At 42.3% G+C, this 12194-nt stretch carries 12 protein-coding genes and 1 riboswitch; of the genes, 4 read left to right on the forward strand and 8 right to left on the reverse strand.

Going from position 1 to position 12194, the window contains the following annotated elements:
• Positions 1 to 162: 162 nt before the first annotated feature.
• Entirely contained in the window at positions 163 to 993 is an 831-nt protein-coding gene (locus tag NLP_RS00990; RefSeq protein WP_104904756.1) for a dienelactone hydrolase family protein, read from the forward strand.
• A 12-nt stretch (positions 994 to 1005) separates the two neighbouring features.
• Here the strand turns inward: NLP_RS00990 and NLP_RS00995 are convergent, their stop codons facing one another.
• The 4 genes from NLP_RS00995 to NLP_RS01010 all read right to left on the reverse strand — a co-directional run bounded on the left by NLP_RS00995 (position 1006) and on the right by NLP_RS01010 (position 6404).
• Complete coding sequence (locus tag NLP_RS00995) at positions 1006 to 1947, reverse strand: extracellular catalytic domain type 1 short-chain-length polyhydroxyalkanoate depolymerase (protein WP_104904757.1); 942 nt, start codon at positions 1945 to 1947, stop codon at positions 1006 to 1008.
• Positions 1948 to 2066: 119 nt separating this feature from the next.
• On the reverse strand, positions 2067 to 2309 hold the full coding sequence (locus NLP_RS01000; RefSeq protein ID WP_104904758.1) for a hypothetical protein: 243 nt from the start codon (positions 2307 to 2309) through the stop codon (positions 2067 to 2069).
• A 280-nt stretch (positions 2310 to 2589) separates the two neighbouring features.
• Positions 2590 to 2862 carry a hypothetical protein gene (locus NLP_RS01005; protein WP_104904759.1) on the reverse strand — a complete coding sequence of 91 codons (273 nt, stop codon included), beginning with the start codon at positions 2860 to 2862 and terminating at the stop codon, positions 2590 to 2592.
• 428 nt (positions 2863 to 3290) lie between these two features.
• Positions 3291 to 6404 carry a hypothetical protein gene (locus NLP_RS01010; RefSeq protein WP_104904760.1) on the reverse strand — a complete coding sequence of 1038 codons (3114 nt, stop codon included), beginning with the start codon at positions 6402 to 6404 and terminating at the stop codon, positions 3291 to 3293.
• A gap of 507 nt (positions 6405 to 6911) precedes the next feature.
• Here NLP_RS01010 and NLP_RS01015 point away from each other — a divergent pair.
• Genes NLP_RS01015 through NLP_RS01025 form a run of 3 tightly spaced genes read left to right on the forward strand, consistent with a single transcriptional unit; the run spans position 6912 to position 7601 of the window.
• Positions 6912 to 7091 (forward strand): high light inducible protein, encoded by a 180-nt coding sequence (locus NLP_RS01015; protein WP_104904761.1) that lies wholly within the window; start codon positions 6912 to 6914, stop codon positions 7089 to 7091.
• A gap of 42 nt (positions 7092 to 7133) precedes the next feature.
• Positions 7134 to 7346, forward strand: a complete 213-nt coding sequence (locus tag NLP_RS01020; protein ID WP_104904762.1) for a high light inducible protein — start codon at positions 7134 to 7136, stop codon at positions 7344 to 7346.
• Between the two features lie 42 nt (positions 7347 to 7388).
• Positions 7389 to 7601: a high light inducible protein gene (locus tag NLP_RS01025; RefSeq protein WP_104904763.1), complete on the forward strand. Its 213-nt coding sequence runs from the start codon at positions 7389 to 7391 to the stop codon at positions 7599 to 7601.
• A gap of 290 nt (positions 7602 to 7891) precedes the next feature.
• Here the strand turns inward: NLP_RS01025 and NLP_RS01030 are convergent, their stop codons facing one another.
• The 4 genes from NLP_RS01030 to ntrB all read right to left on the reverse strand — a co-directional run bounded on the left by NLP_RS01030 (position 7892) and on the right by ntrB (position 12122).
• Complete coding sequence (locus tag NLP_RS01030) at positions 7892 to 8512, reverse strand: universal stress protein (RefSeq protein ID WP_104904764.1); 621 nt, start codon at positions 8510 to 8512, stop codon at positions 7892 to 7894.
• A 199-nt stretch (positions 8513 to 8711) separates the two neighbouring features.
• Positions 8712 to 8847, reverse strand: a riboswitch (cyclic di-AMP (ydaO/yuaA leader).
• 16 nt (positions 8848 to 8863) lie between these two features.
• A complete protein-coding gene (locus NLP_RS01035; protein WP_104904765.1) occupies positions 8864 to 9700 on the reverse strand; it encodes an ABC transporter ATP-binding protein in 837 nt (278 codons plus the stop codon).
• Between the two features lie 50 nt (positions 9701 to 9750).
• Entirely contained in the window at positions 9751 to 11193 is a 1443-nt protein-coding gene (locus NLP_RS01040; RefSeq protein ID WP_104904766.1) for an ABC transporter substrate-binding protein, read from the reverse strand.
• Between the two features lie 77 nt (positions 11194 to 11270).
• Entirely contained in the window at positions 11271 to 12122 is an 852-nt protein-coding gene (gene ntrB / locus NLP_RS01045) for a nitrate ABC transporter permease (RefSeq protein ID WP_104904767.1), read from the reverse strand.
• Positions 12123 to 12194: the final 72 nt, after the last annotated feature.

The following is a 12194-nucleotide window of genomic DNA, read 5'->3' on the forward strand; positions in this document are numbered from 1 at the left end:
ATATGTCCGACCTTTGCGTGACAACAGCCACCGAAAAAGAATGCTTAGACACCAAACAAAGCTAATATTACGGTAAACTGATTCAGACATTGTAGTATTTGTTGTCGTAGTACTGTACGTATAACAAAGAATAAAAGTTTTCGCCAATTCAAGGTAGAGATGATGAAAGAAATAACACGCCGCAAATTTATCGCAACAGCCACCGTGGCGACGGGTTTTGCCTTAGCAGTGCAACCCATTTCTGCCGAAGTCATTACCACCGATGCCAAGGGGTTGGTAGCTGGTGCGGTGAAAATTCCTGTTAAAGATGGCGAAATTCCTGCCTATAGAGCAGCACCTGCTACTGGTGACAATTTCCCTATCGTCCTGGTAATTCAGGAAATATTTGGTGTACACGAGCATATTCAGGATATTACCCGTCGCTTTGCCCAATTAGGGTACTTAGCGATCGCACCGGAATTATTCATCCGTCAAGGCGATGTCTCGAAATTAAGCAGCATAAACGAAATTCGTCCAATTGTCGCCAAAGTACCAGATGCCCAGGTATTATCCGATCTTGATGCCACAGTAGACTGGGCAAAGAAGTCAGCTAAGGGTAATGGCGAGAAGTTGGGAATTACAGGTTTCTGTTGGGGCGGTCGTATTGTTTGGTTATATGCAGCACATAATCCCCAAGTAAAGGCTGGTGTAGCTTGGTATGGGCGACTCGTGGGCGATGCTACCGAACTTCAGCCCAAGTATCCCGTCGATATTGCATCAAAACTAACAGTCCCCATTCTCGGACTCTATGGTGGGAAGGATACAGGTATTTCTCTTGATACAGTAGAGCAGATGCGCGATCGCTTACAGTCCAGTAGCAGCAAATCTGAAATCATCATCTATCCCAATGCAGCCCACGCATTTTTTGCCGATTATCGTCCCTCCTACCGTGAGAAAGAAGCTCAGGATGGTTGGAAACGCCTCTTGGCATGGTTTAAGCAAAATGGTGTTTAAAAAATTAGCTACTCATGAACTGTGACGCTGAAAAAAGTCCCAAATTGTTTCACTGGCATTCAGCCCCAGCTTGGCATTGAATTTGTTTAGGCTCTTGTCAGTTGAAGAACCACCAGGCCAAAAATGTCCACCGTTGACTACCGCTAGCTGCCAGACTTCGGAGTTGCCACTACAACCTGTATAGATAGCGGTTTTCACTTTATCTTCCGAAAAATTCAAAGATACATTCGATAAGGTACATCGATCGTGCGATCGCCAAAAATCTACCATGTCTGAGACCGAAACCAACGCTCCTCGTTGAGTGTGGTCATCACCATCATAAAGGACATCGCGATCGTTTGTACCGTTGATTGTTAACATCGATATGGAAGTTTGAGGCTGGCAATTAGGTTTAAGTCTAGCTGGGAGCGAACCTGCTACTGATGCAAAACCAGCAATTTTATCAGGTAACTTACAAGCCAGTGCTTGGGTAAGTATGCCACCTCTAGAAAAACCGGTGGCATAAACTTTATGACTATCAATATTAAATTGCTGCTGAAAATGATTAATCAAAGCACTGACAAACAAAACATCATCCACCTTTCCTTGAGTGTTACCTCTAAGGCTCCATTTTTGGTCAATTCCATCTGGATAAGCAACAATAAATCCTTTTTGATCTGCTAATTCATTGAAGCGAGTCACATTACTGATAGACCGACCATTACCATCATCTCCATGAAACACTAAAACTAATGGCATCGGGCGGTGTAGATTATAAGATTTTGGGGTATAAAAATAGTAAGTACGTAACTTCCCTTGATCGTATAGTTCTCCATAATTATCACCAATCAAGATTTTTTCTTTATTTATACTGTTTTCTTCAGCCTGAATGGAATCGCAGGCTGTTACTAAACTAATTCCTAATATAAAGATTAAAAGTTTTTTAACAAGCTGAGAATTTTGATATATATTCATGTTGATTAAGTTGACTGATGTCAGCTACTTGTATTTCCTTCAGAGTCTTATTTAGAAACAAAATTTTAACGAATAGAGGCTAACAACTTAACTTAAGTTGTTAGCCTCTATTTTAGATATTAAACTCTTACATTTACATAACGAGCAGGAACTCGAACCTTAACCCACCTGTTACCGCGTCGTACTGTTTCCCAATGTGCAGGAATTAACCTTCGTTCAAATCGGGCAACACGGGGTTTATGCACAATAACAGCTCTATGAACATTGGGTCTAACAATGATTTCTGCTGCTGATGCTTGTGACGGCAAGGAGGAAATTGCAAATGGGAGAGCAAGTAATGTACCTAATAGAATACGTTTCATATTCAAATCTCCATCAATTTATTTTCTTGAGTTTTATACAGCATTTATCAATAGTTTGTGAACAGATATTCTTACCCATTAACTTTACAGGAAGTTTTGTTTGTTACACGACTTAATTGATTTGCTGTATTGCTCTCAGTTTAAATTGCTGAATAATAAAACACAGTGTAAGAAAGTCATAATTTCAGTATGACTTTATTCACATTTTGAACTTTCGACATAAAAGGAAGTTTATAAACTTCCTTTTATACAGTATTATTTGTTACCTAAGTATTGATAATTACTGAAGTTGGTATGCAATAAGACCAATCAATACGCCAAGACCTAGCGCTCTGCGAAAATAATTAACGCCTTGAAATAGTTCCAGCCAAGCCCAAGTAAACAAGGCGCCATTTGCCAGAATGTCTAATAATGTATTGATTTTACCAGTTGTAAAAACTAGAGTTAGTAAACTAGCAACTATCCAAAGAATCAGTGGTGGGTTTGGGATTTCGCCCAGAACAATTTTACCATTGCTGTCACGGAAGGTTTTATCAATTAATGTATTTTCCATTGTTTGAAATTGCTACTTAGGTAATAATTACTAACTTGCAAAAATTACAGGGTTATTTATTGATAACAGGCTGAAATTTGATTGCAAGATATTTAATAACATTAAAACATTAAAGCAAATCTGTTTTCAACTATCTAATTGCTGAGATGAGAGTGGTAAATAATATTCATATATGACTATATTGAAAGGCATATTTACATAAAATCCGCTAAATATGACGTGTAGGCGTAACCAGGCGTAGGCATAGTTAGCTTTAAAAATTGTGTTTCCAGCCTTGATGTTAAAGACTTTTTAAGCACTATTACTTATTAACAAAATTAGTTGATGACCTTAACCTGCCAAGGATGCTCTACTCTCTAATTGTAAGTCTACAAAACATAGAAAAGCCTCCCATACTGGGAGGCTGAAAAGTTAGCGGAGACAACTTGTTAAACTACAGCGATCGCTCCTCCTAATGCAGAGAAAATCGCGGAGACGAATGCTGTAGCAAACAGCCACCACGCTGCTGTAGCTGCTGCTTTGCGGGTTTCTTCCGCTTGTCGCTGTGCTTGATGCTTCACCTGTTCTAGGCGGCGTTGGGCTTCATGCTGTAGGCGTTCTGCACGTTGCAATACTGTGTTGCGTGCCCGTTCGATTTGGTCGATGATCCGGTTGGCATCTTCCTCAGAGATGTCCTCACGAGAACTCATAATTGCCACTAGGGTATCACGGTCAAAGGAAGACAAGCGATCGCGCAGGGCATCAAATCCGGCTTGGGGATCGTCAAAAACTGTGCGAACATCGCGCTTAATACCATCATAGTTAAGTTCCGGGCGATCCAGGGAGTTGAGATAGTTACGAATGCGACCAAAAACCCCATCAATTGCATCTTGAATGCCACGTTGGATGCTCCGAACTTGTTCGACAAATTGATCCCTTACGGACACCATGTTATCTGCAATCCGCGCTGCTTCTTCATCAGAAATATCTTCCCGAATTTTCAGCAGGGCGATGATCGTAGAACGGTCAAACTGGGAAAGGCGATCGCCAAAACTTTCTACGCCAACTCGCGGATCGTGCAATAATAATTGCAAGTCGCGTTTGATACCTTCTGGGTTGAGTTCTTCTTTGCCAGTTTGGCGCAGATACTCTTCCAAATAACCTTTGAATGATTCTACTCTTTGCTGTGTGCGGCTAGCTAGGCGACGAGGCGCACGCACAAAGTTACGAATCGAAGTTTGGGTAGAATCAATGATTTCATTGACTTGTTCTTCACTTAAGTCTTGGCGTTGACTGAGCAATTTCACCAGTGTATCCCGGTCTACCTGCGACAACCGACGGCGCAGTGCGACGGCTCCCTCTTTGGGGTTTTCAAACAATTTAGTCAAATCTCGCCCAATACCTTCTGGATTCAGTTCTTGTTTCCCAGTATTCCGGAGATAATCTGCAATCGTTGTCGTCACAGAGTCGTATTGCTCTTTAGCTTTCTCGACTACAGCTTGGGGTGTGTGGCGAATATTATGCCATGACTCTTCAGTAGCATTAATGATTTGATTAACTTGATCTTCACTCAAATCTTCTCGCTGACTCAACAACTGTACTAAGGTATCGCGGTCAAAGCGAGACAAGCGTGCCCGAATTGAGCTAATTCCAGCTTCAGGATCTTCCAGTAGCTTTTTGAAGTCGGCGCGGATGCCATCAGGATTCAATTCTGATTTTCCGGTGTTACGCAGATATGATTCTACATTTAGCCACAGAGTTTCTGCTTGATATTGTGCCTGTTCTGCCAGTCCTTTGGATTCTACCAAGACGCGATCGCGTTGTTTTTCAAACTCATCGACAATGCTATCTACTTCATATAACTGGACATCATTACGTTGTAGCAATATCTCCCGAATTTCTTGGCGGTCAAGGTGCGCTAGTCGCAATGTCAGGGTTTCATAATCTGTATCTGAGTCTTCCAACAGTGGTTTAAAATTCTGCTCAATGCCTTCAGGTGTCAAATCTGCCTTCGGAGTAACGAGCAGATAACTTTCTACTGCGCGTTGCAAGTCTTGGACGATATCTCTTTCTTCAACAGCTCTGACTGTTATTAGCACTTCTTGGCGGACAGTTTCTAGCTGATTTGCAATGCGCTGAATTTGACCTTGGGTAAGCAATCCCCGTTGTTGCAAAATTTTGGCGAAATCATTGCTGGATAGTCGTTCTAGTTCCCTGCGGACGATTCCAGGGTCAGCTGCTGGGTCGTAGATGACATCATGAAATTCCTGGGCAATTCTTTCTGGACTCAGTTGCCAAGCATAAGTGTTGTACAGATAGTTTTCGACATCAGCCCGAATTGGACTATAGGGTTGTGATGGTGTTGGCAAGCCTAACTTATCTGCTTGTTCGGTGACTTTATCTTTAGCGCTGGTGAGACTACCCAAGATTTTTTCCACATCCAAATCAGACAAATCTGCGCGTCCCATAACAATGCCAGTTAAGGCAGATAGTCCTTGCTGGAGTGTACTTTGAATTGGCCCGGTAGCTGGCTTTTGGTCAGATTCTTTGGAACCACGTTTTTCTGCTAATAACCGATCTAGCTTGGCGTTGAGTTCGTCTGTTTTGCTTTGTCCTGGTGGAAGTGATTTCAGATAATCCATTAACTCACCCAAACGGTCTTCGGTGGGTGGTTGTTGACTTACCACCTGCTGCCAAACTTTATACAAAGTATCGGCAATGCGGCTAACGTCTTTTTTAGAAAGATCGGTGCGGCTGCTGACTAACTCGATAAACTTTTGGCGGTCGATGTTGCGGATATCTGGAGTCCCAGCGATCGCTTTTAATTGCGGATCGTTGAGTAAATTTTCAAAATCACCCCGAATCTTTGACAAATCTAGCTCTGGAGGACGGATCTTTTCTAAATAATCTTCAATGTTTTCCCGGATACTCACGGGGTCGATGGCGCTTCCTAGTTCTCGACGGACGGCGGCGGCGGCGGCTTCAGCTGTGGCTACCACTTGGTTACTCACAGTTTTAGCGCCTAGTGCGGCGGTAGCTGTCCCCATAATCGCCTGAAACCCAGATGTTGCCGTATTAACAACTGAGCCAATTAATGAGCCTACGGTGGTGGAACTTACCCAAACTAGGAGCAAAAAGTAAGCACCCCAAATCACCAAACCGAGAATCGCTCCCAATCCTCGGTCTGAAATTACAAGGCTCAATTTTACTGCCAGGAAAGAAGCAATTAATAAGGCGACTGTCACAGTGAGTAATGTCCAAATCCCTACTGCTGTACCGATTTTGCGAATGCTGCCGCCCAAACTTCCGACTTCCCCATTATCTGAATCCGAGTCAGATGAGTGCCCCAGGTAGGAAATACCGGCTGCAAGGGAGAGATTAGTTAGAACTAATTGGAAAGCAAAGGCAAGAATCACACCAGAGATTAAAGCCACAAAAAAGCGCGGCCCAGAAATGAGAACCGATGCTTGTTCTGGTGTGACGTTTGAGCGTTCTAATGGAACCTGTGCTAACCATAATAGTGGTTTATAGAGTCCCACCATGATTTCCGTACTTTGGAACATTGGATTTCCTTCTTCTAAGTTTTAATTTAGGGAATTAAGAATTTCTTGAGAAGCAACTCTTAGTATGTATTTATGTCTGTACCTATGGCAATACCTAACTCTGTTTAAGCTCAGAATCGTAGACTTCAGCTATTTAAAGCATCTCTCGAAAGGCTGAAACCCATATCCAGCAAAAGATATAATTTTATTATCTAACTGTAAAAATGTTCAGTATGAAGTTAAAAAGCAGGCTAATTCTTGGCTCCCACTTTTTAATTTTAATTGCTTAATCACAACGATTGATTTTTTTGTAATTATAGTTTAATGACTAAAAAGTTACATTTCTTTATCTTTTGATTTTTATCACCCTCTGAGGGTGGATTTGTCTGCACCAATATGTTGTTGATTATGTGCCTGTAGTATGTGCCTACAGGCAGAAAGCAGTTTAGTTATTAATAGCTATATTAAAGTTAACAAACAAATTGTTAAGAAGACCAAAGATGACAACTTGTTCTTCCAGACAGAGATTTGTCAATAATTGCAGCAGAAGGTAATGGTTGCGATCGCAATGATTTTCTGTATGGCTGGACACCTCAAGCCGAAATCTGGAGCTGTCGTTTAGCAATCATTAGCTTCCTTGCTTATTTACTTTCGGATTTAGCTGGTTATAGCGTCCTGCGCGACGTTTTACATCTGATTGGCTACTAGAAATTAAACACCTAAAAAGTTACTAGATTTTGGAGAAAAAAAATGGCAATTAAAGAAACTCGTTCTTCTACTGATTTACCACCTGTTGCAGCTGAATACAACGGCGTAGACCGTAATGCATTTTTGTTTGGTTTTACTCCCCAAGCCGAAATTTGGAATGGTCGTTTGGCGGCTATTGGCTTCCTTGCCTATTTGCTTTGGGATTTGGCTGGTTATAGCGTCCTGCGCGACGTTTTACATCTGATTGGCTACTAGAAATTAAACACTTAAAAACCTACTAGATTTTGGAGAAAAAAAATGGCAATTAAAGAAACTCGTTCTTCTACTGATTTACCACCTGTTGCAGCTGAATACAACGGCGTAGACCGTAATGCATTTTTGTTTGGTTTTACTCCCCAAGCCGAAATTTGGAATGGTCGTTTGGCGGCTATTGGCTTCCTTGCCTATTTGCTTTGGGATTTGGCTGGTTATAGCGTCCTGCGCGACGTTTTACATTTGGTTGGCTATTAGTAGCCTTACCACAACCATTATGATCTGTTAAAATAGTCCTTATCTAAGCACTTTACTGCCTAGATAAGGACTAATTTGCTTACTACGAACTTATCAAAAAATTGAGCAACTTGCTTACTCTTCTCTTCTACTGATTTACCAATTGTTGTACTCAAATATAACGGGATCAGTTTTCCACACCCACCTTGCGAAGTTTAATTGGTTGCATAGTAGCGAAAAAAGCCACCTAGTTTTAGGTGACTTATCTACGAGCAAAATTTGACAAAAGTTACCGAAATTTTAAACAGTTATTATTCATCAATAGAACTGGGAATACCCAAAACAGCACAGGGAAAATTAGAACCTAGAGCCTCAATCATCGGATGATTGACAGAGTTGCAACCTAGAAACAGAATATCGGCAGCTTCTGATTTAACAACTTTGTTAAGTTCTGTGGCAATGGAGCCAAACCGCAGGTGAGATTTGAAGGAACCTTGCCATTCTTCAGCCAGACTTCGGGCTTGCCAGAGAATTATATCTGCTTGTTGTAGGGGAGTGATCGCTGTCTGTAATTTGGGTTGAGTTAATACCTGTGTGACAGACTTTGATACTTCACTGACTTGACATTCCAATGAAGGCTGTTGTTGGGGAAAGCTTAAAATATTTGGATACTGACTGCTGTGATTATCTTCTACCACATAAACGGCTTGAACTGTAACTTCTGTATTGGTGGCCAAACGCGTTTGATGGGCAATCCAAAATGCAATATCTAATGCCGTATGACTGTTGGGAGATGCGTCATAAGCAACAATTAGATTAACTGCTTTCGCCTTTTGAGGTTTTTTAGAAAAAGGTTGGTTTGGTTCTGGCAACAGTACCATTTGTTCAATTAAGTCATCTCGGCCTGTGGCACTTTGCAGACGTGCTAACATTGGCTTAATTTGCACAGCTTTACTTCTCCTAATGAAATGAATTAGCAATGAGAAGCAGGGCGACCAATTTTAGATTTTGGACTTCGGCTAGGCTCAGTCGAACGATTTTTGATTTTAGATTGAGTGACGATAACCAAAATTTCAAATCTTAAATCAGTCAAGGAAACCCCAATAATAACTGTATTACAGCCAAAGTCTTGGGGGTTCCTTCCATTGCCTACGGAGTTAGCTGACGGGCTAAGACTGGAAGGTGTCTCTCATAAGATTAGCCCCAAACATTGGTTCCTCCGTTCCAAATCCAGCTTTCATGAATTTGAATTAGGCTACCCACTAAAAAAATGATAATCTAATTTACTCGTCTTGGGTAAAATATCGATCGAGGAAATTTAAGGCATGGTTGCGGAGTTCAAAATACTCTTTTGAATTTCGCATGGCGGCGCGATCGCGCGGACGCTCAAAAGGAACTTCTAAAATCTCCCCAATACTAGCAGCCGGACCATTGGTCATCAAGACGAGGCGATCGGACATATAAATTGCTTCGTCTACATCGTGGGTAATCATCATCACTGCTTGACGATTATTTTCCCAAAGATCCAATACCTGCTGCTCTAATTTGCCACGAGTTAGTGCATCTAGCGCCCCAAAAGGTTCATCCATCAGCAACATTTTGGGACGAATTGCTAAGGCTCTGGCAATACCTACTCGTTGTTTCATACCTCCAGAAATTTCATCGGGATATTTGTCAGCCGCCGCCGTCAAGTTTACCATTGCCAAGTGTTGATTTACAATGCTGATTTTTTCAGAGCGATTAGCATTTTTTAACACTTCATCTACGGCTAAACGGATATTTTCTCGCACTGTTAACCAAGGTAACAGCGAATAGTTCTGAAATACCATCATCCTTTCGGCTCCCGGCTGACGAATTTGTTGTCCATCTAGCCTGACTGAGCCGGAAGTGGCTTTTTCTAAACCAGCTACTATCTTTAACAGAGTTGATTTCCCACAACCTGAGTGACCGATTACAGAAATATATTCATCTTCATCAATCGTAAGGTTAACCCCATCTAAGACGACAAAATTATCTTTATCAGGTGTCGGATAAGACTTGACTAAATTTTCAATTTCTAAAAATCCAGGGCGGGGCAGAACTTTGTTCTGAGTATTAATAGGTAATGAGGTATATTCCATCATCAAATGCTCCGCAAATAATTTAGTCAATCAATATTTAAGCTTGGGATTTAAGACATGAAAAAGCGAGTGGGAGCGTTAGCCCTGATGGCAAAACTATTCAGATAACCCACAGGATCGCTGGGGTCGAAGCCTTTTTTATCTATAAATACTTCTGGTGGTTCGACCTTGTAATCATCCTTGGGACATTGGATGCCCATTTCCGATGCTATCTCCCGATACAAATCTGTTCTCCAACCTTGTTCTGCAAGTTTCTCGGCATTTTTGGGGAATTTATGAATCTGTCCCCACCGTGCTGCTTGTGTCATCAACCAGATACTTCTGGATCTCCATAAGAATGTTGAGTGTTCTCCTGGCTGTTTAGGAAGGTTGTTAGGAATATCGAAGAAAATCGTGGTGTCAGCGGCTTTAATGGTGCGGTCTTTGCCGTCAAAGCCGCCATAGTTATAGTTACCGAGAATTCCCGGACTTGTAAATTTTGCGATAGGGGCATTTTTCTTTTTGGGTCTAGCACCTGTAAAGGAACGTTCTGTAAGCAGTTCCGCTACTTCTTGACGGTTTTCTACTTTGCTGCAATATTGGCAAGCTTCAATCATCGCCTTGACGAGGGAACGATAGGTTTTGGGATATTTGTCAATGAAAGATTCCATCACCCCCAATAAACGATCTGGGTGTCCTAACCAGACTTCTTTACCTTGTGCGAAGGTAAAGCCGATGTTTTCGTTACCTGTTATTGCTCGTGTATTCCAGGGTTCTGCAACCATGTAAGCTTGCATCGCACCAATCCGCACGTTTGTTACCATTTGGGGGGGCGGAACGATGATGATCCGAAACTCCTTAAACGGATCGACACCAGCGGCGGCGGATATGTAGCGGACAAAGTATTCGTAAATTGCGGAACTCAAAACAACCGCCCAAACTTTGGCTTCTGGCGGTTGCTTGTCAAAGTAGCCTCGGAAATCGCGCCCAAAGGCTTCTAGCGCGCCATCACCATATTGTTCTTGATACTCGTACCACGGACGCAGCCCAAAATCCCACATGGCTTTGTTCATGGTCATGGCGTTGCCGTGGCGATGGATGGTCATGGCTGCACACAAGGGGGCGTGGCGTGCGCCTTCAGCACCAATTCTGGCATTGGTGACTGCACCAGAGACTACGGGTGAGGCATCCAGACGACCAAATATTAAACCGTCGCGGGAAGTTGCCCAACTGGCTTCGCGGTTAAGTGTGACGTTCAAACCATATTTGCGGAAGAAGCCTTTTTTCCAGGCGATCGCAAATGGCGCACAATCATTAACGGGAACGTAACCAATAGTCAGGTCAGATTTTTCTAGGTCTTGGGATCTAACTACTGGTTGTACAGCTAAGGCTTCTTCAGTTAGTCCTTTGGCGGATCTATCTCCTGAAATCGCACAGGAAGATAACCCTATTCCGGTTGTGGTTGCTCCGATTCCTTTGATAAAGTCTCGTCGAGTCCAGTTATTATCACCCATTTTTATAGCTCCATTGGTGATTAATTACTCACGCTCCAGTGCAGAGTATCTGCTGTTTTAATTGCAGCCGAATTTTGTTAGTTGGAAGTTGTAGGGCGATGGGTAACTAATTCTTGGATTTTACCCACGGCGTAATCTAAAATTAACCCAGTTAAGCCAATTATGAAAACGGCTAAAAATACTGAACTTAGGTTTAAGCGACTCCATTCATCCCAGACAAAAAAGCCGATACCAACACCGCCTGTGAGCATTTCTACGGCGACGATAACCAGCCAAGCTATCCCCAAACTAATTCGTAAGCCGGTAAAAATATACGGCAAACTTGCAGGCAAAATTATTTTTGTAATCCGTCGCCAACGCGGCATTTCCAAAACTCGTGCCACATCTAAATAATCTTGGGAAACGCTAGAAACTCCTAAGGCTGTATTAATAATTGTCGGCCATAAGGAAGTTATGAATATGACAAAAATGGCGGAAGGATCTGCTAAGTTGAAAATTGCTAAGGCGATGGGTAGCCAAGCTAGAGGTGATACTGGTTTAAAAATTTGAATGATCGGATTAAACGCTAGCATTGCCCGTCTGGACATCCCAATTAGAAACCCCAGAGGTATCGCTACTACCGCACCTAACAAAAAGCCCAGTAATACTCGACGCAGACTTGCTATCAACAACCAACCAATCCCTAAGTTACCTGGGCCTCGCTCGTAGAAGGGATTTAAGATGTAGTCTAGATTCGCGATTAGCGCTTCTGGTGGGGTGGGCATCAATTCGTGATTGGCAAGTGCAATAATCCACCACAGTACAATTATTCCCAAGAAGCCTAATACAGGTAGAATGAAGACATCTCTAAGGATAATCGGTTTTGCCTTTTTCCAAGTTGCTTGTCCAGCGATCGCTGCGATCGCTGCTAAATTTAGTTGAAATATCATTTACGACCTCAACAGATTTAAGTGCAGGTACAAAAAATTCGAGCAGTACCAGCCTTGGACACCGATGAGATC

The sequence above is a fragment of the Nostoc sp. 'Lobaria pulmonaria (5183) cyanobiont' genome (genome assembly GCF_002949795.1).
Taxonomy (GTDB): domain Bacteria; phylum Cyanobacteriota; class Cyanobacteriia; order Cyanobacteriales; family Nostocaceae; genus Nostoc.